Source organism: Methanomassiliicoccus sp., assembly GCA_033485155.1.
Taxonomy (GTDB): Archaea; Thermoplasmatota; Thermoplasmata; order Methanomassiliicoccales; family Methanomassiliicoccaceae; genus UBA6.
This window is the reverse complement of sequence record JAWQJJ010000004.1, coordinates 80,333-104,739: the sequence shown is the minus strand read 5'-3', so window position 1 is coordinate 104,739 and position 24,407 is coordinate 80,333. Positions and strand designations below refer to the sequence as shown.

Below are 24,407 nucleotides of genomic sequence, written 5' to 3'. Positions count from 1 at the left end.
TCCCTTAAGACCTAGGTACAAAGGGGGGTAAAAGAGAAGATGTACACGGCCGATGGGAGGTTTCCGCTTTCAACCGAGATAGCGGTCATCATCCCGGCTTTCAACGAGGAGCTGACCATCGGGTCGGTGGTCCTGAGAGCCAAGATGTTCTCGGATAACGTGATCGTGGTCGACGACGGCTCGTCCGATCGAACCTCCGAGACCGCCGCAATGGCTGGCGCGAAGGTACTGAGATTGGAGAAGAACAGCGGCAAGGCCGCCGCGGTGATGAAAGGGTTCGCCGAGTTGGAGACCATCGAGTACTCGGTCGCGGTTATGATCGATGCCGACGGACAGCACTATCCTGAGGACATCCCCAACGTCATCGCGCCCATCATAACCGATGAGGCCGACCTGGTCATCGGCTCCCGGTTCATGGATGGCACCGCCAAGGTGCCCATGTACCGGAGGGTGGGGCAGAAGGTCCTCGACCGGTTCACCAACCTGGGGACAGGGCAGGAGATAAGCGATACCCAGTCCGGCTTCCGGGCCATGAGCAAGAAAGGAGTCCAGAACATGGACTTCCGGTCCTCAGGCTACAGCATCGAGTCGGCCATGATCATGCACTTCGTGGCCCGGGGGCTGAGGATCAGGGAGGTGCCCATCAACGTCAGCTATGACGTCCCGAACAAGCACAAGAAGAACCCCCTGTCCATGGGTGTCGGCCTCATCAACAGCCTGATCCTGGAGATCGGACAGAGGCGGCCGCTGCTCTTCTTCGGGCTCCCGGGAGCAATCATGGGCTTGGCCGGAGTAGGATTGGGCATGGCGCTCCTCACCGGTTCAGCCCCGTTCGGATGGTCGTGGCAGCTGACCTCGACGTTGGCGCAGTCCCTGGTCTACCTGGGAGCGCTCATGGCCGTCGCCGGTCTGTCGCTGAGCTCACTCTCGAAGATCATCCGCAATCAGAATGGTATCCGATCGGAGAGGTCCGATCTTGCGCAGATGGAGGTGGTAAGAGTAGAAACGGTGAAGCGATGACCGCAGCGGACCGAGAGCCGTTAAGTGAGCGCTCTCGGTTCTAAGTAAAAGATAATAAAAAATATATAGACTTTGATACAAAGCTCTCAGTTACGAGATTCGCGGAAACAAATAAGGGGCAAACACTTTCCAAAATTAGAAAAAACAGACAAGAACAAAGCTAGATCAAGGGGGGTAAATAAAATGAAGGTTTGCGTAATGGGGCTAGGGTACATTGGGTTCCCGACTGCCTTACTGCTGGCCGAGGCCGGCAACGAAGTGATAGGCGTGGATGTCAACCAAGCGGTCGTCGAGCGGTTGAACCGGGGGGCTATCTCGGATGAGGAGCCCCTTATGCTCAACCTGTACAAGAGGGCCGCTGAGAGGTTCCACGCTCAGACCGAGGTCCCCGAGGCGGACGCGTACATCATCTGCGTGCCCACCCCGCTGGCGAAGGACATGCACGTGGCCGGCCTGGAGTACGTCAAGAGCGCGGCGACCATGGTCGCCTCCAAGCTCCGGGAGGGGAACCTTGTGGTTCTGGAATCCACCGTCCCGCCGGGAACGACTGCCAAACTGGTCGTGCCGATCCTCAAGAGCAGCGGATTAAGTGCGGACCAGTTCTATGCTGCTTACTGTTCGGAAAGGGCCATACCGGGCAACGTGGTCTATGAGATGACGCACAACGACCGCATCATTGGAGGCAAGGACTGGCAGTCCGCGTCCAAGGCCAAGGACCTCTATGCCTCGTTCGTCAAGGGCACGCTGCACCTCACCGACCTCACCACCGCCGAGTTCATCAAGCTCATGGAGAACACCTACCGGGATGTCAACATCGCCCTGGCCAACGAGTTCGCCAAGGTCGCCGAGGACAACAACATCAACATCTGGGAAGCGAGAGAGTTTGCCAACAAGCACCCCCGGGTGAACATTGCCAAGCCCGGCCCCGGCGTGGGCGGCCACTGCATCGCGGTCGACCCCTGGTTCCTCGCTGATAACTCCATGAACTGCCAGCTGATCAAGACCGCCAGGGACATCAACGACAGCATGCCCAACTATGTCATCAGGACGATCAAAAGCATGCTCAAGGACGTGGAGAACCCCACCATCACCCTGCTCGGGGTGGCCTACAAGGGCAACGTTTCCGACTCCAGGGAGACCCCGGCCCACCGCATCATCAAGCTGGCGGAGAACGAGGGCATCACCGTCCGGTGCCACGACCCCCTGGTCAAGCGCTTCGACGTCGAGCTGGAATCGCTTAACGAGGCGAGCAACAACAGCGACTGCCTTGTCCTGGTGACGGACCACGATTGCTTCAAGACCATCAACCCGTACCACCTGAACATGCGCAACAAGAACCTGCTGGACACCCGGAACTGCCTGGACCCCGATGCGTGGGTGGGTGCCGGATACACCGTCAAGGTCCTTGGCAACGCGGAGATCCTCAAGCCGACGGCGGACGTGGAGCCGACCCAGATCAAGGTCAAGGACCTGGCGGCCCAAAGGATCTAAGAGGAGGACGGAGCATGGACATCTGGGTAGACATCATCAACCCGTCGCACGCCCTCTTCTTCAACGTCGTGCTGAAGGACCTCCGCGACGAGAGGTTCCAGGTCACGATCAGAGAGCGGGCGGAGACCGTCGAGCTGACGAAGATGCTCGGCATCGAAGGAAGGGTAATCGGCGCGGACCACCGCAACGGGGTGAAGAAGTCGCTGGGCATGGTGAGCCGGACCCTAGCGCTGTGGACCTCGGTAGAGGACTTCGACGCCGCCCTGTCGTTCGAGAACGGCATGAGCGTCATGGTCTCCAAGATGAAGGGCGGGAGGTCGGTGCTGCTGTGCGACAACGATCTCAAGTTCTTCCAGAAGAAGTCCATGCTCCAGTATATGGAAACCGGGGTGAAGGACCTGGCCGACAAGGTCATCATTCCTCAGGCCTGCTACGATGCGTTCGCTTCCCACATGAGCGGCCATGGGCTGTATGCCTATGACGGCTACAAGGAGGACGTGTACATCGCCGACTTCGCCCCGAACCCCCATTTCACCGACCAGCTGCCGTTCGACAACTACGTCGTCATCCGGCCTGAAGCTCTGGCGTCGTTCTATGTCCTGGAGAACAGGACCCTAGTCCCCGACCTGGTGCGCATGTTCCGGGCCAACGGCATCAACGTCGTGTACCTGCCCCGGGATAAGGGAGACGCCGAATACGCCGCCGGGCTGGACGCATATATCCCGAAGCACGCCCTCAACGGCCTGGACCTGTGCTATCACGCCGATGCGGTCCTCACCGGCTCGGGGACGATGGCCAGGGAGGCGGCGTGCATGGGCAAGCCCTCGGTGTCCTTCTTCCCCGGGGAATGCCTGTTGTCCGTCGACAGGGAGCTGATCGAGAGCGGCAAGATGTTCCATTCCCGTGACCCAAAGGCCATATTCCAGCACGTCATGTCGAGCATCGATGGGAACCGAAGGGCGGACTTCAGCCGGAGCAGGAAGGTCAAAACCGAGGTCATCAGGCTCATCCGGGAAGCCTGCGGGAGCTGACCCCGACGAGCTTGGAGCGCTGAAGGGCTCCCTCCAACGCCTCGAAACATACGTTCGCTCCCTGGATTACCGGGGAGCAGATCCCTATGACGCATTGAACTCCCCCCTGCTGGGCTCGCTACCTGGGAAGCTTCCCAAGGTAGCGATGACCCAGTTTTTTGTTTATTCCCCGGTGGATCTTCGCCGCGTTTTCAAGGTCAGGATGAGCAGGAACCCCAAAGCGGTCGGGCTCTTTCTTAGCGCCTACTGCGACATGCGTCGGGCGGGCATTGTCGATGAGAGGGCATTCACATCAGTCACCGACGACCTGGTGAACAGCCTCCTGGAGTCCCGGTCCCCCGGCTATCACGGCAATTGCTGGGGGTTCAACTTCGACTGGCAGGATATAACCCGCTTCTCCAAGGCCGGACTGCCCACGATCGTGATCTCGTCATTCGTGGGCAACGCGCTCCTGGACCTCCACGCCCTGACCGAACGAAAGGATCATCTGGACCTCGCATCCGGGGTGGCGGACTTCATCCTGCAGGATCTCAGCGTGCATGAGGACGGAGACGGCATATGCTACAGCTACACCCCGATCGACCACCACGTGGTCCACAACGCCAGCATGCTGGGCGCAGCGTTCATGGCCCGGCTCGGCTCGCTGACCGGCCGTCGGGATCTCGTGGAGCGGGCGGCCCGGGCGGTGGACTTTACCGTGGCCAAGCAGGAGGAGGATGGCTCGTGGGCCTACAGCATAGACCCGGCCACCGGGAGCAAGAGGATGCAGATCGACTTCCATCAGGGGTTTGTCCTCGATTCCCTGCTGGAATTCATCGACCGCTCCGGACGGAACGACGCCAAGTATAGGGACGCGCTGCACCGGGGAGCTGACTTCTATCGGGAGAGGCAGTTCGATCCGTCCGGGCGGGCCCTATGGCGCCTGCCCCAGAGCTGGCCGGCCGACATCCACCACCAGGCCCAGGGCATCATTACCTTCGCCAAGCTCGCTGACCGCGATCCCCTGGCGCTCGGCACCTCGCGAAGAATCGCCCAGTGGACGGTCGAGAACATGCAGGACCCCTCCGGATATTTCTACCATCAGAGGCATGAGCGGTTCGTCAACCGCATCCCCTACATGCGGTGGGGGCAGGCGTGGATGATGCTTGCCCTGGCCAAGCATATCGCCGCTTCGGTCCGGAGCGATGGGGGGTGAACGTCGTTTCCTGAAAGGGAGACTGGTTTCTATTCCATAATGTATATATATAAAAACATCCACTTTCAATAACGTGACCTCCGAGGATATCCTTCTTAACGCCACCGGCAATCTTTCGGCCCTATTCGACTGGGGAGTGGATGCCAAGGTCGAATTCGCGATAGTGACCGTCGTACTGGCGGGACTGCTGTTCGCCAAGGAGATCGTCACCACCTCCAAGGTCGGCAGCAAGACGTTGTCCCGAGCCCTTAGCATCGCCATCCTACCATTGCTGATCCTTTTCGTGATCAATCTGGCAGTGGTCTTTCTACCGTAGGTGGCTAGCATCGGCAAACGGTAAATGGTCGGTGGGTCATTGACCCTCCCGTCGTAACAGGGAGGGTTCACATGCATATCGGTCGGGTCGTCGGCAACAGCGTCATGGAGACGCGCTTCAGGATGAACTTCGGGGAACCGCTGCAGGTCGGCGAGATGCTGGTCGTAGAGAACGAGACCTCCCCGGACCGGTACCTTATTCGGGTCATGGACATCGAGCACGGGGCTGATTCCGACCAGAAGGATTGGATGGAGACCTTTGCCGGGCAGGTGCTGAGGGGCGACGCAATCAACATGGACTATGATGTGGAGCGGGTCCGGCCGCAGCTGTTCTGCGCCGGGGTGTCCATTCCCCTGGGGTGCATCGGGTCGACCTTCCGCAAGACCAAGACGATACCCAACCACTTCGCCAAGGTCCGCCGGACGGATATCCAGGACTATGAATTCCTCAAGAACTGGCTTGGAGATATTCAGGTCGGGAACCTCCGCTCCGGGGACCAGGTGCTCGATTTCCCGGTCGGCATCACCGGGCAGGCGATACCGCACCACATCGGCATCTTCGCCACCACTGGCATGGGCAAGAGCAACCTGATGAAGAACCTCGCCCTTTCGTGCATGAGCCTTCGCAAGTACGGATTCCTCATCCTCGACCCCCATGGCGAGTACTATGACGGGGGGGAGGCCAAGAAGCGAGGCCTCAAGCATGCCGGCCGACCTGACGCCCTGGTGGTGTTCTCCTCCCGGAAGCTGGACGGCCCGTTCAACAGCCTACGCCTGGCCGCCTCGGAGATCGAGATCTCCGACCTGCAGAACCTCTACGACTTCTCCGAACCCCAGAAGGAGTGCATGCAGTCTGCCCAGTACCGCTACGGGGACAACTGGCTGGTGGAGCTTAACGACCGGCCGGTGGGCACGATAAGCAAGGACCTGGGGGAGAACAAGTACCACGAGGGCACCATCAACGTCATCAAGCGCCGCCTGGAGAACCTATTTCGTCTGGACCTCATAACCAGGGATCCCAAGTTATCTGTCACGAATAACATCATCGACGCCCTGCACGACGGCAAGGTCGTCCTGGCGGACACCTCCAACATGTACGAGGAGGAGGAACTGCTCGTTTCCACCGTACTCTCGCGCGCCATCTTCGAGCGCAACAAGGAGCTGTACGCCGACAAGGACCGGTTCGACCGACTTCCCCCGGTGCTCATCGCCCTGGAGGAGGCGCAGAGGGTGCTCACCGAGGCCAAGGGCAGCATTTTCGCCCAGATCGCCCGCGAGGGCCGTAAGTTCAAGACCGGATTGTGTGCAGTATCGCAGCAGCCCAAGCTCATCGACACTGAGATCATCTCTCAGTTCAACACCCTCTTCGTGCTCGGCCTCGCCGATCGCAAGGACCGGGAGATCCTCAAGAACTCCGCCAAGCAGGACATCTCCCAGCTGGAGAACGAGATTCAGATGCTGATGCCGGGGGAGGCCCTCATCGCTTCGCCATTCACCCCCTTCGCGGTCCCGGTGAAGATCCACCTGTACGAGGAGTACCTGGAGAAAGAGCTGGCAAGGGCACCGTTGAAGAGCACCTCTAGGACGACTCCAGATCGAGGCTTCTACTGAGCTGCTTCACCGGCGAGGGGGTGCATCTCCCCATGGTAACTTATGCCTCCCCCTCCGCCTCCCTGCCGCGGCGGCAGCCCCTCGGGATCCGCCACCCTCAGCAGCCTTGCGGAGTTGAGGACAACCAGCACCGAGCCCACGTTGTGCACTAGGGCTCCGACCACAGGATCCAGCAGGCCGATGGCCGCCAGTATCATCGCCGCGAGGTTCAGGGTCATGGCCGCCAGGATGTTCATGTGAATGGTCCTCAGGACCTTTCGGGATAGTTCTAGGAGATACGGCAGGCGGCGGAGGTCATCGTTCATGAGGACCACATCCGCGACGCTCACCGATATGTCGCTGCCCATCCCGCCCATGGCCACCCCGACGTTGGCCCCTTTCAGCGCTGCCGCGTCATTGATCCCGTCGCCGACCATGCAGACGTTCTCCTCATCCCTCGCCGCGACGATGAGCGCCATCTTGTCCTGGGGGAGCAAGCCCGCCCTCATCTCTGGGATGCCGGCCGCGCCGGCCATGCAGGATGCTGCTCCGGCGTTGTCCCCGGTGAGCAGCATCGTCCTCAGGCCAAGCCCGTGGATCCGTTCGATCGTCCTCCTGGCATCATCGCGCAGGGTGTCTGACAAGGCGAGCATGCCGATGATCTTGCTGTCCGTCGAGACGAACACGGTCGCCCGCCCCCTTGCCCGGTGCTGCCGTGCCGAGGCTTCCAGGTCTTTCGGGACCTCCATGCCCGTCTCAGCCATCATCTCTGCATTGCCCACCTGTACGGTCCGACCTTCCGAGCGGGCAACGATACCCCTTCCGGGCACCACTCTGAGGTCTTCCATGCTCGGAAGGGGCAGGCGGCGGGATCGCGCGTGACAGATGATCGCTCGTCCCACCGGATGCTCTGAGCGGCTCTCCGCCCCGGCGACCAGGGCCAGAAGATCGTCGGCAGCCATAGGAGCGCATGCTTCCACCGAGATGACCTCCAGCATGCCGTTGGTGAGCGTTCCGGTCTTGTCTATGAACACCCGGTCCACCTTGGCCAAGCGCTCCATGGCATCACCGGAGCGCACCAGGATGCCGAACTTGGTGGCATTGCCGATCCCGGCCATCATCGCCGTGGGGGTGGCGAGAACCAGGGCACAGGGGCAGAATACCACCAGCACCGTCACCGCCCGGACAGCGGCTCCGGTGAGCGAATAGGTCAGGACGGCCGAGATCAGGGCGGCGATCACGATCCAGGTCGCCCAGCGGTCGGCTGCCCGGACCACCTCGGCCTTGCCCACATCGGCCGACCTCACCATCTCGATGACCTTGCTCAACGAGCTGTCCTCGTTCGCCTTGGTAGCCCTCATGTCGAAGGTCCCGAACTGGTTGACCGTACCGCTGAACACCTCGTCCGCCTCATCCTTGTCCACGGGCAAGGACTCTCCGGTAAGGACGGATTGGTCTACCGACGTCCTGCCCCGGATGATCGTTCCGTCCACAGGTATCCTCTCTCCAGGCAGCACGCGGACAATGACCCCGACGCCCACTTCCTCGGCCGGGATGATGCTCTCACTCCCGTCCTCGCCGACCACCCGGGCCGTGGCCGGCTTGAGCTCCATGAGCCTAGTGATGCCTTCCTCGGCCTTCCTGGCGGTGCGGTCCTCGAAGATCGTACCGATGGTCATTATGATCGAGATCTCCGCTGCGGCAAACGGCTCCCCGATGAGAACCGCACCGACCAGGGCTATGGAAACGAGCACGTCGGCCCGGATATCAAGCCGGGTCACCACCCCACGGGCCGCCCCGATGACTATCGGCAGGCCGCACGCCAGAATAGCCGACAGCATGAGCACATCGGACAGGAGCGGAGCGCTGCCGGCGAGTAACAGGCTTGCGACCAGTGCGATGATGGATGCCACCACTCGCACCGCATCTCCCTCGCTTCCGAGGATCCAGCTTACGCCCTTACCGATGTTCTCATCCTCCGATCGCCCATAGTTACCGCTTCCTTCGATGATGGATTGATAGCCCATAGCTTACGCTGAGCAATATGGTCCGTGGCAACGCTCCCATGGTGAAGTAATGAACGGAGAGGGGGCCTCAAGTCCTTCGTCAGTTCATTCGAGAGAACTGTTCGATGGTCGCTGCCAGCTCTTTCATGGTCCTTTCAGCCTCGCCCTTCTCTATGCCTTCCACGATGCAGTGCTGCAGGTGGCCTTCCAATATCAGCTGTCCGATCTTCTGGAGGGCGGCCTTGGCGGCACCAATCTGGATCAATATCTGGTCGCACGGGACGTCCTTGCCGACCATCTCGTGGATCCCGCGGACCTGACCCTCAACACGCTTTAGCCGAGCCTGAACAGCCGGGACGTCCATACACTCCTTCAAGATGTCACCTCGCTCCCATATACCCCATACCCCGATACCGTATATTAGGCTAACGTAGCCTTCATGGAAAAGGCACGAAGGGCCTGCCGTCGAAGGATGCCCCTGCCCACACCTTTTCACCACGACATGTGAACGCTGGCCCCGTCCAGCGACCGCGGTCCGGAAGCATTGGCCCTCATGGGGACGGTCGTCCCGCAATCGGCGGGACGCTCTCAGAATGGGGGTGGCAGAAGGAAATGTAAAGAAGGGGCTTTGTCATGGGGAATCGGAGCGGCATGCCTTATCCCTGGAGGAGTGAGTAGCTGAGGATCGTCCATGTCGCGGACACCCATCTCGGATTCTCCGCGTACCGCAGGGTGTGCGAGGACGACGGCCCTTATCGGGGCTTGAACCAGCGGGAGGTCGACACCTACCGTTCGTTCGAGACGTTCGTGGACCGCGTACTGGACCTCCGTCCGGACGCGGTGCTGCACAGCGGCGATCTCTTCGACACCGTCCGCCCGTCCAACCGTGCGCTGAGCTTCGCCCTCGAGCAGCTGGTCCGCCTGTCCGAGGCGGGCATCCCCACGGTCATCATCGCCGGGAACCATTCTACCCCAAGGCTGAGGGAGACGGGCAGCGCCTTCCGGCTGTTCGAGCACCTTGACCACATCTATCCCGTATACCGGGGAGCGTATGAGCGCATCGTCATCGGCGACCTCACGGTGCACGCAGTCCCCCACTCCGAAGGAGAGGGGTTCAAGGAGCAGTTGCCGCTCATCGAGCGGTGCCCGGATACGAGATACAATGTGGCCATGCTGCACGCCGGGATCGTGGGCTTCAGCGAGTTCCGGATGAACGAATTCAATGAGCAGCTGGTGGAGAGTTGCTTCTTGAAGGAAGACCTCGACTACATCGCCCTCGGCCACTATCACCAGCGGTACGATGTCACGCGTAACGCGTCCTACGCCGGCTCGACCGAGCACTTCTCCTTCGCCGAGGCCGGCCAACCCAAGGGCTTCGTCCACCTCGACCTGAGCTCCGGGAGGAGGGAGTTCATCGAGCTGCCGGTGCGGCCGATGGTGGACCTCGGCCCGGTGGATGCCCACGACCTGGACCCCGCGTCCCTGAGGGCGCAGCTGGAGTCGCTGCTGGCCCGGGACCTCGAGGGCAAGATCGTCCGCCTGGTGGTTAAGCGCGTGCCCCGCACGTCCTACGTCACGGTGGACTTCAAGCGGCTCCGGGAGCTGGCGTCTAGGGCGGTGCACTTCGAGCCGAAGTTCGAGGTGGTGCAGGATAACATCTCGGTCCAATCCGGCTCGGCCACCCTGAGCTCGCTGGAGGAGGAGTTCGTTCACTTCCTTGATCGCTATCCCATCGGTAACGTGAACAAGGACGCCCTCAAATTGCAAGGTCTGGACTATCTTAAAAGGGGGCTGGAAGGATCAGGCTGAGGTACCTCGAGCTGCATAACTACCGGCGGTTCCGGGAGGCCCGTATCGAGTTCCCTGACGGCATCATCGGCATAATGGGCCCCAACGGCGCGGGGAAGAGCACGCTGATAGAGGCGATCGCTTGGGCTTTGTACGGCAACAAGAGCGAGTCCCGCAACGGCAGGGAAGGGATTAAGCGCAGCGGGGCCGGTGCCCACGAGGAGTGCTCAGTAGAGCTGGAGTTCGAGCTGGGAGGGATCCAGTATCGCTTGCGGCGCAGCCTGAAGGGCAAGGACCTGAAAGCTGAGGCCGAGCTCACCGCCGGCGGGGGCATCATCGCCAAGAGCGAGCGGGCCGTCAGCCAGAAGGTCGAAGAGATCCTGGGCATGGACCATCAGGCCTTCTTCATCTCGGTCTTCGCCAGGCAGAAGGACCTCTCCGCGCTATCGGTGCTGACCCCTGGTGAGCGCAAGAAGCTCATCATGCGCATGCTGCAGCTGGACGTCCTGCAGGAGGTGCTGGACAGCATCCGACGGGACGGCAAGGATGGAAGGCTGCTGCTGCAGTCCCACAACGAGAGGCTGCTGACCCCCGACCGCCGGAGCAGAAAGGAGGTGCTGACCGAGGAGATCGGGCAGCTGGAGGTCAGCGTCGCCGATTTGAGAGCCGGACTGGAAGATGCCAACGCCCTGACCGCGACCAGGGTCAAAGAGCTGGAGGCGGCCAGGGGGCGGAGGGAGTGGACCGCGCTCAAGGAGGAGGACTACCGCCGGGTCGAGCGCCGGGTGCTGGAGAAACGCAAGGAGATCGAGGAGGTCCAGCGCACCGCGGCGATGACCGAGCGGGATCTGAGGGCCCTGCGGGACCGCCTGGCCTCACTGCCCGACCTGGAAGCTCGGGAGCGGGAGCTGGAGGAGGCGATGGCGACGAGGGAGGGCATGGAGGCGGAGCAAGCCCGCTTCGAACAGCGGAAGGGCGCCGCCCAGAACCTCAACCGGGTCCGGGAGGAGGTTCGGCGCACCGGCGAGACGTTGGCCAGTGCTAGCGAGGAGCTCGCTAAGCTCAGGGACGCCCAGGAGAGCCTGGACCGGGTGACCGCGAACCTCGAGGAGGTCGAGGGCGAGGTCATGGCCTGCCGGGAACGGACCGGCATCACCGGCACGGAGATCGCCCGACTCAGGAAGGAGGCTGCCGGCCTGGCGGCAAAAACCTCGGAGATTTCCAGTCTGGGGCCAGAGAGCTCCTGCCCGACCTGCGGGCGTCAGCTGGGAGACCATCACCATCACCTGCTGTCCAAGCTCGGCGAGGAGGGGAACGAGCTGTCAAGGCGAGCCGATGAGCTGGAGGAGGAGCATCGCTCGACAAAGGCAAAGCTGGACCTGGCGGTCCGGCGCAAGGGCGCCCTGGAGGCACGCAAGAGGGCGCTGGGAGAGAGGGTCATCGAACACGGGCGGCTGTCAGCGACAGTGGAGACGCTGCAGCAACGATCGGCCGCGTTGGAGCATGAGCTTCAGGAAGCGCAAGCGGTGCTGGACGGCATCGGCGAGGTGACCTTCGACCAGCGGACCTATCGCGAGGTCAAGGACCGCATCACCTCGCTCCGTCCCCTGGCCGAGAGATGCAAGGTCCTGCGCGGGGAGGGGGCCCGACTCCCTCAGCTGGAGGCAAGGTTCGAGGATATCACTCACTCCCTGGCCTCCAAGGGCGCGGAACTTGATAGGGCCAAAGCTGAGCTCGCTGCGGTCGGATACACCGAGGGCGATCTCAAGGCGGCGTCGGAAGCATACGACCGCGCTTTCCATGCCCGCGAGGCCGCCTACACTGAGGTCTCCCGCCGGGCCTCCGCGCTGGAGCTGGCCACTGCCAGGGTGGCAGACCGAAAGAGTGCGCTGGAGGAGGTGGCGGCGATGGAGAGGGAGATCGCCGAGCGGGCTGGGGCGGTGGAGCGCCTGGCTACGTTGGAGAAGGTCATGGCCGACTTCAAGCAGAACGTGATGGAGCGGGTCGTGCCCACGCTGTCCGAGGTATCGTCCCAGCTCTTCACGGACCTGACCGACTCGAGGTACGGAGGGATCGAGCTGAACGAGGACTATGAGATGCAGATCTACGACGGACGAGACAAGTATCCTCTCTCCCGGTTCTCCGGCGGGGAGAGCGATCTCGCCAACTTGAGCTTGAGATTAGCCATCTCCCGGGTGCTCGCCGACCGCTCGGGCAATGACATCAACTTCCTCATCCTGGACGAGATCTTCGGCTCCCAGGACCAGGTGCGAAAAAGGAACATCATGGCCACCCTCAACCGGCTGGAGGGACAGTTCCATCAGATGATTATCATCAGCCACATCGACGATACCAAGGACCTCATGAGCAACGTTATAACTATCAAAGAGCTGGAGGACGGCACCAGCACCGTCGAGATGTAAGAAAAGAAAATCGAGGGGCGGTCACAACCGCCCGATGATCTCCTGGCGTTTCTTCTGGTACTCCTCTTCGGTGACGAGGTTCTTGTCCCGCATCTCCTTGAGCTTGGCCAGGCGGTCAGCGATCTCCCCCGAGGGGGCCGGAGCGGGGGCGGCAACGGGGGCCGGGGCATACTGCTGGACGTACTGGACCTGCGGCTTGGTGGCCCGGAAAATTATGCTCTCGGCGGTCTTGCGAACATCGAAGGGCTTGGGTACGTTCTCCCACATGATCGCTCCCCCCGTCCTCATCTTGGCATCCTCGACGTCGCTCTTGATGCCACCCATCTCTCCGGAGGTGGCGAACATCACGTCGCCATAGCCGAGGATGCGCTCGATGAAGGGCTGGGACACCGAGACATTCTGTATGCGGTCGATCTGGGTGTCAACGAACATGAGGCTGAAGATCCCGGTCTGGGTCATGATGCGGCGGTCGGAGATGGCAAAGTAGGTGTGGGACCACACCATGTAATCGATGATCAGGGCTACCAGCCCGATGATCGCCGGGACGAAGTACAGCAGAGGGGTGACCCCGAAGTTCAGCGCCACGATGAGGATGACGATAACGGCCACCAGCCCCTCCCCCAAGCCCCACCGGCGGTGGAGGATGAACATGCTGAGGGCGAGGACCGCCATTATCAATATGGCGATGTACGACCCCAGGTCAGAGACGTCAATATCGATCCCGTCCTGGATGACCGCCAGCAGGGCAAAGATGCCACCGAAGACGGCCAGAAGGAGGGAACGCAGGAAGTATGCGATGATCGAAGGCCTTCCCTCCCACAGTATCTGCTCGCCCGATACCAAGCGCTTGGTCGAGAACCTGCTCCTGCTAACTCTGGTATGCTGGAAATCGTTCATGCTCATCCCATCCACACTATCTAAGGGCGAATAGATTCAAACGGATTTATAGATGTCAGTCCTTCCAGATGGCGTCCAGGTCCACCTGCCTCTTGACCATGTCTGCGATGCGCTGGATCTTGTCCTGGTCGCTGGGATCGATGCGAGCGATGAGACGGTCGACCATCTCCGCTGCTTCCATGGTGTTGTGCCGGGTGACCAGGATGGGCACTCCGACCTCGAAGGCCTTGGCGATGACCGGCTTTGGCGGATAAAGGCCGCCGGTAAGCACCAGGCAGGAGGTGTCGGTGGAGAGGGCGGCCATCTGGATATCGGCGCGGTCGCCGCCAGTAATGATCGCCTTGCGGGACATCCGGCGCATGTACATCAGCGCCGTCTCCGGGGTCATGGCTCCAATCATGACCTTCTCCACCAATTCGTCCATACCCCGGTCGCCGTTGATCACCTCGGCCCCCAGGGCCTCGGCCATCTCCTGGACCCGGAAGGTCTTCAGCTCCTTCATGGGCGGTATGGAGCCGAGGACCCTGATTCCCCGCTTCTCCAGCAGCCGCCCCATCTTGAGGTCCTCGGCCTGGTTCAGGATCACACCGCGGAAGTGCAGCGGATACTGGTCCATAAGCTTGCGGATCATGCATATCTTGTCCAGCGCCGGAAGTTGAGCCGAGGAGACCAGCACCACGGTGGCGTCCAGGGCATTGGATATGGCCATGCCCGACACCGAGCCCATGCACCCCGTGGTGATGTCCCTGGTGCCCTCCACCAGCATTGACTCGGCACCCTCTTTCACATGCTCATAGCGTCTGATGATCTCGTCCATCTCAACCGGCTGGTAGACATCATAGGTAAGGGGACAGAGGTCCTCCTCGTCGTAGGGCAACCGCAGCGCCCGCTTCATCAGGTAGGCGTCCTGGTCGATGATCCGACCATCGAGGTTCATCATCACTTCCTTGAACGGCTTATAGTAGCCGACCTTGACCGGGCTGTTCTTGGCCAGTCCCAGGGTTACCATGCTCTTCCCCGACCTTTCCACCACCGATCCCAGAAACAGGGTCTTCATCAAATTACCCTCCTAATCGTCGCCAGCGCGTCGACGGCCCCGCAGCCCTGGCCGGCATCGCCGACCATCACGGGGTTGATCTCGAGCTCCGTTATCTCGGGGAAGTCCATGGCGATCTGGGCCACCCCGAATATCACCTTCTTCAGCGCCTCGATGTCCGCAGGCTTGCGACCCCTGGCGCCGGTGAGGATGGGGTACGCCTTGATGGAGCGGATCATGTCGTCCACCCCCTCCTCGGTCACCGGCGCGATGCGCTGGCTGACATCTTTCATTATCTCTACGAAAATGCCTCCCAGTCCGAAGGTGAGGACCGGGCCGAAGGTCTCGTCCCGCACCATGCCCACGATGACCTCCCGGCCGGAGAACATCTTCTCGATAGTGACCCCATCGACCCGGGCCGACGGCATCCGGGCGCGGACCTGGGACATCATGAGGCCGTAGGTGCGATGAACATCCTCATCGCTACTGAGGTTCACGGCCACCCCTCCGACATCAGTCTTGTGGGCGATGTCCGGGGATGAGATTTTCATGACCACTGGGTACCCGATCATGTGAGCCAGCTTGACAGCCTCGTCGGCCGAGCGAGCCTCCCCCTCCGGGGGCACCGGCAGGCCGTAGGCCATGAGGATGGTCTTGCCCTCGCTCTCGCTGAGCGTTGTCCGTCCCTCCGATCGGACGCGGTCTAGCAGCTTCCTCACCGCAACCTGGTCCCCGGCCACCGGGGGCATCGCCTCGTCGGCCTTGCTCTCTTTTAGCTCCTTGTAGTGGACCATCGCACCCAGCGCTCTGACCGCGCGGTCCGGCGACTGGTAGGATGGCACCCCGGCTTCCATGAGGAGGCGAGAGCCTTCGGAGACATCCTCCCCGCCTACGAAGGAGGTGGCAACGGGGACCTTGGAGCTGCCGGCGAAGGAGGCGATCGTTCTGGCCACCGAGCTTATGTCCAGGATGTCAGTGGGGGCCAGGAGCGCGAGCACCATATGGACGTGGGGGTCGTCCATCACCGTACGGATGGCCCTGTCGTAGCGGCCAGCATCAGCGTCACCGATGACGTCCACGGGATTGTAGAAGTTCGCCTCCTCCGGGAGGAAGCCTTTCAGCTTCTCGATGGTCTCCGGGGCGAAGGTCGCCAAGGTGAGGCCGTTGTCAGATACCGCATCCGCGGCCATCACTCCTAGCCCGCCAGCGTTGGTGACGATAGCCAGGCCGTCGCCCTCGGGCACGGGCATGGTCCCGAAGACCTGCAGGAGGTCGAACAGCTCGTCGATGGTCTTTACCCTGACCACTCCCGACTGAGCGAGCGCCGCGTCGTAGATCTTGTCGCTGCCCGATAGCGCCCCAGTGTGCGAGGACGCAGCCTTGGAACCCGAGGCCGTCCGCCCAGCCTTGAGGGCGATAATGGGTTTGGCCCGCGAGGTTTCCCGGGCCACTCGGATGAACTCCTGACCCTTCTTCATGCCTTCGATGTACATCCCGATGACCTTGGTCTGGGCGTCGTCCTTGAGATATCCCAGCAGGTCCGTCTCGTCGATGTCCAGCTTGTTGCCCACACTGACGAACTTGGAGAACCCGATGCGCGTGGCCCTGGCCCAGTCGAGCACCACCGAGCATATGGCCCCGGACTGCGAGCTGATGGCGATGGGGCCCTCGCGAGGGTAGTCGTTGGTGAAGGTCGCGTTCATGGCGTTGGAGGTGCTGATCACCCCCATACAGTTGGGCCCCAGAACGCGCATGCCGTAGCGGCGGGCGATCTCTCCCACCCTCTGCTCCAGCTCGGCCCCCTCCCGTCCGGTCTCCCGGAAACCGGCCGATATGACCACTGCCACCTTGGTCCCCTTCTCCCCGGCCTGCTCCATGACCTGGGGGACAGCGGGGCTGGGGACCACCACTACGACCATCTCTACCTCCCCCGGTATGGAGACAAGGTCGGGATAGCACCTTAGACCCAGTACATCAGAGGCTTTAGGGTTAACCGGGTACAGCTCGCCGCGGTATCCGGAGCCGATGAGGTTCTTGACGATGATGTGACCGATCTTCCCCTCCTTCTGGGACGCTCCGACGACGGCGATGGATGATGCCTCGAACAGTGACCTCATGCTGCTGACCGGTCCTTGCATGGGGTTATCACGTTCGTCTTCTTATTCATTGTTCACCTGGACCCGCTCCGGACGAACGTGTACGGGTGGTCACTGCTTGGCCATCAGGAAGGTGCCCAGGTGGGTCTGGTCCTGCAACGGGATCTCCTTTCCCCGGTGATGAATGCCCAGGAGGTCCATCAACTGCAGAGCGTTGCGGATTCCCTTGGCCTTGGCCGTGTTGTTAAAGTACACCCTCACCTGGGACACTTTCTCCGAGAGCTGGACGATACGGTCCCGTATCCCTTCCAGTTCCGCGTCGCTATACAGGTAATCGAACCGGCTCAGTCGTATGTCGTCCTCGTGCTCCTGGTCCGACCATAGGTCGTGGTCCCGCCCGTGGACGCGCACATAGGCGTGGTCGGCAGTGGTGTCGGTGGTGATGGCCACTCCCGGCCCGTCCACTCCCACGTTGGCCACCCTCCGTATCTCTAGTAACTTGCGTACGTGAGGCTCGGGAGCCCCGGCATCGTCGAGCCAGGTCCGGTGACGGAATTCAACAGCGTAGCGATACTGATCGGTGTCCAGGGTGTCCAGGGTTTCTGCCAAAGCCTTCCTGGCCTCCCCGTCGTTCCGGAAGCCGGGCGGCAGCTGCAGGAGCGCCGCCCCCAACAGCCCGTTCTCAGCCAGGGGGCGGACGCAGGTGGCCTCGAAGGCCGAGGCCAGTATCCCTGCCTTGGCTCCCTGGCCCCTGGCCAGGGCCTCGTGGGTGACCTCGGAGGGCATCTTGACCGAGTACTCGAACCCCTTGAGACCCAGGCCCTTCTTGATCCACCCGTTGACGATGAAGTCATGGGGCGGACGGTAGAAGGTGCTGTTGATCTCCACCGTGGTGAAGAACGAGGCATAATAACGTAGCCATTCCTCCTTCTTCCTGGCGATGTTGACAGGGTAGAACCTACCTGTCCAATCATCGTAAGACCATCCGCTGCAGCCGATTAACACAGAAACCACATTATAGATTTCATCGCAGCGTACATATATCTTCCCAGTTTTCAGAATCGTTCCCATCACCAGGGACATCATGGTCTGGACGTCCCCATCGCTCCGGGCCCCTGATAATGGAAATCCTTAAGTCCTGCCACGCAATGGTTCGGATGCCCTTAGAAACCGGGGACGATCAATGAATCCCCTTGCATGCTAGGGGCGCACAGAGCGTCGTTACTATGGGTCTTTCCATGAACAACGATGTGACATCGGGTCATGAATGGGAAACAACCCCGACGCGCGACAACAAACCCCCGGCCTGGGTCAGTGTGGGGAGAACAGGCATACGCCGTCCATGAACCAATCTGTTAAGGCTCGGGGGACAATGACCTTCGCTATAGCCGCATCGCTCCATTTTTAACCGTACCGACGGCGGGAACGGCCAAGGTTTATGGCTCTGGACATGACAAGACATCACCGTGCTACCATGATGTCACCGAACAATGATAGGATGTACTGGGGGCGGCGTCTGCAAGACAACCCAGTGGGCGAGTACCGCCCTCATGAGGCCCTGATCGAGGCGGTGGCCAGCGGCATGATGCCTGGGGGGCGGGCCCTGGTGCTGAGCAACGATGACGGGATCGATGCCCTGTTCCTCGCCCAGTCCGGATACTCGGTCGCCCTGGTCGGCTTCTTCCCGGCGGAAATGGACATCGCCAGGCAGCGGATCGCGGAGACCGACGCCAAGGTCCAGATATACGTCACCGAGCCGACCAAGATGCCGTTCCATGAGGGGGAGTTCGACGTGGTGTTCGATCCCCGCACCTGGGTGTCCCTGCAGGGAGGGGAGAGGGATCTCTTCGTGAAGGAAATCTACCGGATGACCCGACCAGGTAGCTACATCGTCCTGGTGGTGCCCACCTACCGTGATTCACCCGTGGGGTGCATGACTCGACAGACCGCCACCAATATCTTCCAACCGCCATTCGAGGTGCAGGGCGTGACCGATGTGGGAGGAGTGGAGGGCACCGCTCTCCGCTTCATGTACTCCATCATGATGAAGCGGCCTTGATCAGCCCAGATAGATCTTCGTACCCAGAGAACGGTCGACCACAAAGGTGTCCTCGGGCCCGCCGTTGCCCCTGGCCCGGATGAACCGCTCCAGCTTGGCGTCCATCTCGTCGGCGAAATTGAGGGCCAGGGCTTCGGGAATGGCTGCCTCGGTAGGGGACCCCTTCTCGTTGGTGCCGTGGCTCGCCAGGACCATGTGCACCAGCTTGGTGCGCAGGGCCGGAGGAACTGTCTGGCACCGGTTGCAGGCATCCTCGACCATCTGGGCCCCGATGACAATATGGCCCAGTAACCGACCACTGACCGACTCGGTGATGGTAGTGGAGACGTTGTAGCACGAGACCTTTCCAATGTCATGCAGGACGGCCGAAGCCAGCAGCAGGTCCCGGTCCAGCTCAGGATACAGGCGGGAGATGAAATCACAGGCCCGGGCGACGTTGAGAGTGTGCTCCAGCAGTCCGCCGACCCACGCACAGTGGTAGGATACTGAGGCTGGGGCGGCCTTGAACCTCCGCACCAGATCCTGGTCCCCGAACAGCTGGCCAAGGACCGAACGGATATCCACATCGACTATCTGGCTTAGGAGCGCCTGCAGCTCGGCGTACATCTCCTCGGGGTCTTTCTCAGTACAGGCCACAAAGTCAGCCGGATCGTAACCCCCCTCCCGGGCTTCCTCTAGGAGGTCCTCGCCGTTCGAGATGTTGACCTGGACCACCATGGAGCCGTTGAACTGGTCGCTGATCCCCTTAACTCGGACCAGCTCACCCTCGTGAACGGAGTCGTACACCCTCCGCACCGTGGCCTCCTCGCTGTTGCCCCAATAATTGACCCTTATCTCCCCGGTAGCGTCGCTGACAGTGAGAGCGAAGAAGTGATTGGCCTTGCGCCCCTTGCGGGGAGGGTCCTTTCGCTTGATCACATAGACCTCATCGATCCCCATGCCCTTGGCGCTGATGTCACTTACCCACTGGCGCTCCCTTCCCAACCGAATACCTCGGGGGGAGATAGTTGGTCTAAATTAAATATAATGAGGTTGGACTCAGGCGAGGTCCACCTTGCGGGCGGCCATCCTATGGAGCCACTCCTCCGACTCCCGCCACTTGGGATGCTCGCGCTCCCGGGCTTTGAACTCTGGGGGGTGATGGCGGTGGCCGTCGGAGAGCCCGTCCTCAAGGTGCAGCAGCTCGTGGTACAGCACGTATTCGTGGACAAAGTCGGGAACCTTCTCGTTGTCCAGCAGGGAGGAAATCGCCACCACTCGCATCAGGACGGAACAGTACCCGACCCTCATCCGGTTCTCGCTCCTAGTCCAGTTAAGGGAAACGGATGTGGAAGGAGATACTATGCCGCTGTCCACCAGGCGATCGTAGGTCTCCTTGAGATCAAAGCGCTGACCGCGGGAATCCTTGACCAGGTTCCTGCTACGCTTGAGATAGGTGGCCTGGTTGCGGCGGACGAAATCATCGGACTCCAGGTAGGCCTTCAGGCGAGAGCTGTAAACGCACCCATGAGTGCGCCGGTCGATGCGGTCATAGAGGGCCTGGGCAAAGTCGCCCAGTATCTCCGGCCGGGCATGGCCAAGATAGTCGGATATCTCGAACGATACGCTCTTCCCGAGCCGCTGCCAGGTGCTCTTGAACTCCTTGCAGGACACGAAGGCGGCCTCGATCTTCTCGTACCCGTAGGCCGTCCCCATGGTCCTGAAAGTGGTGTCCAGAACGTCTTCGCATGCAATCGGCTTCGTGCTCCCCTCGCCGAGGTATAATATGTCGGTCATCGTCGTCTCCGGTGGTCGTGGACCGCATGCCGAGGTATAGTCCCTGGCTGTACACGGAGGCTTCCATCGCGGTACGCGCTAGGCGACCGCTCCTCCAAGCCCACGGGGGAAACGAACGAACGGGGGATTAAGAAGGGTCGGTCCTGATTCTCGATGTTGACGTTGACCGCCTCATAAAGAAGAAAGGTCTGGCGGCCCGCTCAGATCGGATATCTGGCCGTCCTCACTGCGGTGGCCTCTTGCGGAAGAAGGGCAGACGCCCCTAGGCCGTTGTTATCCAATATGATAATGGGGTCGGGACGTTCTTAATCGCCCTACGCGTCGTGCGGAGAGATGGGAAAAAAGACCTCGTGCACCGGGATCGTGACGAGGGGGAACCTGGACGGCATCGTATGCGCCGCTGTGTTCCTCGAACGCTTTCCTGAGGGAGAGGTCACCTTTATCAGTTCCCCGCCTTCCGCGGCGGAGGCCGCGGCCCGGCACGACGGCACTGGACGTCTTTTCGTTGCCGACGTTCCGCTGACCGAGGAACTTGCCGCAGCATTGGATTCTGATCCGGCGATCATTCTGGTGGACCATCACCCCGCCTGTCGGGACCATCCTCAGGCGGTGGTGGACCGTACCCGGAGCGCCGCTGGCGCCCTGCATGCGTACCTGGGGGCCTCGCCCCTGTTGGATGGGGCTGTGGCCCTCGCTGATATGTACGAGCGAGCGGAGAGCGCGCTCCTATCCAAGGCTGACAGGAAGCTGGGGAGGGAGCGGCTCGAGTACGAGGTCATGGTCCTGGACTTCGCCTGGCGCTATAACGTCGAGGATGATACTTTCCGCCTCCTTGCGGCGAGAGAGCTGGCCGCGGGACGGTGGCCGTCGGAGAGCGAGGCCATCGCCCAGAGGTTCCGGGCAGTCATGGACAGTGACCGCTGGAACCGTGCGGTGCAGGGGGTCAGGGAGAGGCTCGAGGTACGCGGCAGCCTCGCCCTCCTGGACCTGCGCCGGGGCCGGCCGTCCTTTCACGGGTTCGGGGCCCTGGCACTGACCGAGGCTGCGCGAGAACGAGGGTGTAAGTATGCCATGCTGGTCCACGATTCGAAAGGCGGATCCATTGCCTCCCTCCGGGCCTGCGGAGGAACCGGGATCGACCTCGGGCAGTTCATCGAAGAGTTTGCCAGAGAGCACGGTACGGAGGGCGGTGGCCATCGGGCCAGCGCCGGGGTCCGCATCCCGCGCCACGCCGCGGACGTCCTCATTGACCGGCTGGCTGCGGCCGTGAGTTGATCAATCCAGGTCCTCGTCGCCGGTCTTCAGCCCGCCAGGGGCGTCGGGGGTCCCCGGGGCCACCCGCTTGTACACCAGGACCGGACACTTGGCATTCTTGGCGATGACGTCCTGTATCGCTCCGAAGGCGAACTGGTCCCACCGCTTGGCCGCCGACGATCCGATGACCAGCAGGTTAGTCTCCAGCGATTCTGCGACCACACCGCCGATGAGCGATTCGGGCCTGATCTCCTTGATGATGACCGGTACCCGCCGGGACTCCACGATGGCCTTGAGCCGCTTGGAGTATTCCGCCGCGCGGACCAGGTAGCGCTCGTTGATGATCACATTAAGGATGGTGACCCGGGAGTCGTTCATCTGGGCTATGTCGGCCGCCACCTCGGTGGCCTTGCTGACGTGCCACAGCCCTCCGGACAGGATCATGACGCGGTCCAGCTTGAGCTTCCCATCGGCCTTGAGCACCATGATGTCGCAGGGCGTCTGCCGGACGATGTCATCGAGCTTGCGACCCAGGACGCGCTTCTGAGTGTTGGTGTATCCCTTCCATCCGACGATGATGGCGTTGACGTGGTTCTCGCGCGCCGAATCGATAATGCTCGCAACCACGTCGTGGGACACAAGAACGATGGCTCGAGTCCTGATGCCGCGAAGCTCGGAGTACTCCTGCAGCTTCTGCAGCAGCTTCTTCCGCTCGTCCACCCGCTTCTGCTCCACCGCGCTCAGGGGAACGGTGTTGGGGATTTCGACAACCGTGGTCAGGAGGATCTCACCATCGTTCTTGGCCGCCAGGGTCACCGCCATGTCGATGAGGCCCTCGTTCCGGGGGTCATCGACGGGGATGAGAACGCGGTACCGGGCCTTGGCCTCCTCGCTGAGCAGCGAGGGGGCGGGGGGCTGGTAGCGCTCGATCTCCGCCCGCCCCTTCACGAAGTAGTGGACGAACAGTCCAGCGAATATTACTGCTAAAGCTATGTACCAGGCCAGGGGGTCGAGGTCGAAAAGCATGATGGCCAGGAACATCTTGGTCCCCACGCCTATCAAAGGTATCCACGGGAAGAAGGGGGACATGAAGGTCCGCTTGACGTCCGGCCTTTTCTTCCGCAGCGTGATCATCGACATGTTGACGAGGACGAAGAGCAGGAGGATCATCACGTCAGCGACAGTGGCGACCTTGCGAATGTCGAAGAACACGGCCATGAAGATGATGATGATGCCGCTGATGACAATGGCCGTCACCGGGGTGTGCTTCTCCGGGTGCAGCCTGCCAAAGATCGCCGGCAGATTGCCGTCACGGCCCATGGCGAACGAGACCCTGGACGCGGAGAATACGATCGAGTTGACCGCGGCGACCGAGCCGATGATCATTCCCACCGACATCAGCGCCCCGCCGATGAACGGGATTGTGCGGTCGGCAGCATCGTTGAGCGCATGATCACCGCCGGCAGCGGTGGCCTGCCATCCGATGGTGGCGAAGGTTACCGCGGCCACCACGATGAAGAGGATCGCCGATATGGTGATGCATAGGAACATGGCCCGGGGAACGGTCCTCTCCGGATCCTTGGCCTCCTCGCCGGTCTGGGCTACGACCTCGTAACCCTCGAAGATCATGAAGGTGAAGCCCATGGAGGTGGCGATGGACATGTAGCCAAAGGGGATGAATTCAGGACCGAAACCCCCGGCCCCGGCGGCCGCGGGATTGCCGAAGATGTAGACTGTGCAGAACAGACAGAAGAGTACGATGATGCCGATGAGGAAGGTGCTTACCAGGATCTCGGAGCGTCCGGCGCCCTTGACACCGCGATAGTTCATGTAACAGAAGACGACGGCGATGAAGATCGTGAAGAATGTCGACACCATGTCGGTGGGCAAACCGAATAACGATATGCCATACTGGGTCAACAGCAAGCTGACACCGGTACCGAAACCGATGGCGTACACGCTGCAGGCGATACAGTGACCGACCCATGACATCCAGCCGCCCAGGAACCCCAACGGTTCGAACAGCCCTTCCTTGACCCATAGGTACCCGCCACCCGTTTCCGGGAACCCGCTGGCCAGCTCGGCGTAGGCCAGAGCGGTGAAGATGGTGACGATAAAGTTTAAGGCGAAGGTCAGGAGCAGCGCAGGCCCCACGATCTCGGTCGCCAGACCAATGAGAAGGAAAATGGAGGAACCTATGTTCGGGCCTATGCCGATCATCAGAACCTCTGCTAGTCCAAGGTCCCGGTTCAGGGTGACCTCAACCCCGCTCGAAGGGGGAGAGTGCTCTTCGGTCATATGAAGTGCCGCTGGAAACGGGTACTGTCAGATAAGCATTTCTAACCTCCGTTTGCTGGGGAGAGAATCGAGGTTTCACCTTTCGCTCGTATAAGCTGGCTGTGTCCACTGATCAATGTTTATTGTGCGGCA

At 61.4% G+C, this 24,407-nt stretch carries 19 protein-coding genes; 10 read left to right on the top strand and 9 right to left on the bottom strand.

All coding sequences use genetic code 11. From position 1 onward, the window contains the following. Positions 1 to 39: 39 nt before the first annotated feature. The 6 genes from SA339_07535 (at position 40) to SA339_07510 (ending at position 6,663) form a co-directional block, all read left to right on the top strand. Complete coding sequence (locus SA339_07535) at positions 40 to 1,020, top strand: glycosyltransferase family 2 protein (protein ID MDW5563062.1); 981 nt, start codon at positions 40 to 42, stop codon at positions 1,018 to 1,020. 183 nt (positions 1,021 to 1,203) lie between these two features. Continuing rightward, positions 1,204 to 2,511: a nucleotide sugar dehydrogenase gene (locus SA339_07530; protein ID MDW5563061.1), complete on the top strand. Its 1,308-nt coding sequence runs from the start codon at positions 1,204 to 1,206 to the stop codon at positions 2,509 to 2,511. Positions 2,512 to 2,525: 14 nt separating this feature from the next. After that, positions 2,526 to 3,542 (top strand): DUF354 domain-containing protein, encoded by a 1,017-nt coding sequence (locus SA339_07525; protein MDW5563060.1) that lies wholly within the window; start codon positions 2,526 to 2,528, stop codon positions 3,540 to 3,542. Continuing rightward, positions 3,457 to 4,737 carry a hypothetical protein gene (locus SA339_07520; protein MDW5563059.1) on the top strand — a complete coding sequence of 427 codons (1,281 nt, stop codon included), beginning with the start codon at positions 3,457 to 3,459 and terminating at the stop codon, positions 4,735 to 4,737. Before SA339_07525 ends, SA339_07520 begins: the two co-directional genes overlap by 86 nt. Before the next feature lie 73 nt (positions 4,738 to 4,810). Further along, on the top strand, positions 4,811 to 5,053 hold the full coding sequence (locus SA339_07515; GenBank protein ID MDW5563058.1) for a hypothetical protein: 243 nt from the start codon (positions 4,811 to 4,813) through the stop codon (positions 5,051 to 5,053). Between the two features lie 71 nt (positions 5,054 to 5,124). After that, on the top strand, positions 5,125 to 6,663 hold the full coding sequence (locus SA339_07510) for an ATP-binding protein (GenBank protein MDW5563057.1): 1,539 nt from the start codon (positions 5,125 to 5,127) through the stop codon (positions 6,661 to 6,663). Here SA339_07510 and SA339_07505 read toward each other — a convergent pair. Next, positions 6,657 to 8,669 (bottom strand): cation-translocating P-type ATPase, encoded by a 2,013-nt coding sequence (locus SA339_07505; GenBank protein MDW5563056.1) that lies wholly within the window; start codon positions 8,667 to 8,669, stop codon positions 6,657 to 6,659. The genes SA339_07510 and SA339_07505 overlap by 7 nt on opposite strands. 79 nt (positions 8,670 to 8,748) lie before the next feature. Beyond that, complete coding sequence (locus SA339_07500; protein ID MDW5563055.1) at positions 8,749 to 9,024, bottom strand: metal-sensing transcriptional repressor; 276 nt, start codon at positions 9,022 to 9,024, stop codon at positions 8,749 to 8,751. 302 nt (positions 9,025 to 9,326) lie between these two features. Here SA339_07500 and SA339_07495 point away from each other — a divergent pair, with 302 nt between their 5' ends. After that, positions 9,327 to 10,457, top strand: coding sequence for an exonuclease SbcCD subunit D (locus SA339_07495; protein MDW5563054.1), 1,131 nt, complete (start codon positions 9,327 to 9,329; stop codon positions 10,455 to 10,457). Then, positions 10,448 to 12,859: an SMC family ATPase gene (locus tag SA339_07490; GenBank protein MDW5563053.1), complete on the top strand. Its 2,412-nt coding sequence runs from the start codon at positions 10,448 to 10,450 to the stop codon at positions 12,857 to 12,859. Before SA339_07495 ends, SA339_07490 begins: the two co-directional genes overlap by 10 nt. Before the next feature lie 21 nt (positions 12,860 to 12,880). Here the strand turns inward: SA339_07490 and SA339_07485 are convergent, their stop codons facing one another. The 4 genes from SA339_07485 to SA339_07470 form a co-directional block, all read right to left on the bottom strand. Continuing rightward, positions 12,881 to 13,762 (bottom strand): PH domain-containing protein, encoded by an 882-nt coding sequence (locus tag SA339_07485; GenBank protein ID MDW5563052.1) that lies wholly within the window; start codon positions 13,760 to 13,762, stop codon positions 12,881 to 12,883. Positions 13,763 to 13,811: 49 nt separating this feature from the next. After that, positions 13,812 to 14,813 (bottom strand): phosphotransacetylase family protein, encoded by a 1,002-nt coding sequence (locus SA339_07480; GenBank protein MDW5563051.1) that lies wholly within the window; start codon positions 14,811 to 14,813, stop codon positions 13,812 to 13,814. Next, complete coding sequence (locus SA339_07475) at positions 14,813 to 16,930, bottom strand: acetate--CoA ligase family protein (GenBank protein ID MDW5563050.1); 2,118 nt, start codon at positions 16,928 to 16,930, stop codon at positions 14,813 to 14,815. Before SA339_07475 ends, SA339_07480 begins: the two co-directional genes overlap by 1 nt. Positions 16,931 to 16,999: 69 nt before the next feature. Further along, a complete protein-coding gene (locus SA339_07470; protein ID MDW5563049.1) occupies positions 17,000 to 17,902 on the bottom strand; it encodes a DUF72 domain-containing protein in 903 nt (300 codons plus the stop codon). 463 nt (positions 17,903 to 18,365) lie between these two features. Between SA339_07470 and SA339_07465 the strand changes: the two genes are divergently transcribed. Further along, positions 18,366 to 18,947 (top strand): class I SAM-dependent methyltransferase, encoded by a 582-nt coding sequence (locus tag SA339_07465; protein MDW5563048.1) that lies wholly within the window; start codon positions 18,366 to 18,368, stop codon positions 18,945 to 18,947. Here SA339_07465 and SA339_07460 read toward each other — a convergent pair whose 3' ends face one another. Both SA339_07460 and SA339_07455 read right to left on the bottom strand, forming a co-directional pair. After that, the gene (locus SA339_07460; GenBank protein ID MDW5563047.1) at positions 18,948 to 19,931 is read right to left on the bottom strand and encodes an HD domain-containing protein; all 984 of its coding nucleotides are present in this window, start codon (positions 19,929 to 19,931) and stop codon (positions 18,948 to 18,950) included. Between the two features lie 54 nt (positions 19,932 to 19,985). Next, a complete protein-coding gene (locus SA339_07455; GenBank protein ID MDW5563046.1) occupies positions 19,986 to 20,723 on the bottom strand; it encodes a hypothetical protein in 738 nt (245 codons plus the stop codon). Positions 20,724 to 21,056: 333 nt separating this feature from the next. On the opposite strand from SA339_07455, the gene SA339_07450 reads away from it, so the two are divergent. Then, positions 21,057 to 21,998 carry a hypothetical protein gene (locus tag SA339_07450; GenBank protein ID MDW5563045.1) on the top strand — a complete coding sequence of 314 codons (942 nt, stop codon included), beginning with the start codon at positions 21,057 to 21,059 and terminating at the stop codon, positions 21,996 to 21,998. On the opposite strand, the gene SA339_07445 is transcribed toward SA339_07450, so the two are convergent. After that, entirely contained in the window at positions 21,999 to 24,275 is a 2,277-nt protein-coding gene (locus SA339_07445) for an amino acid permease (GenBank protein MDW5563044.1), read from the bottom strand. It abuts the gene before it with no gap. Between the last annotated feature and the right edge of the window lie 132 nt (positions 24,276 to 24,407).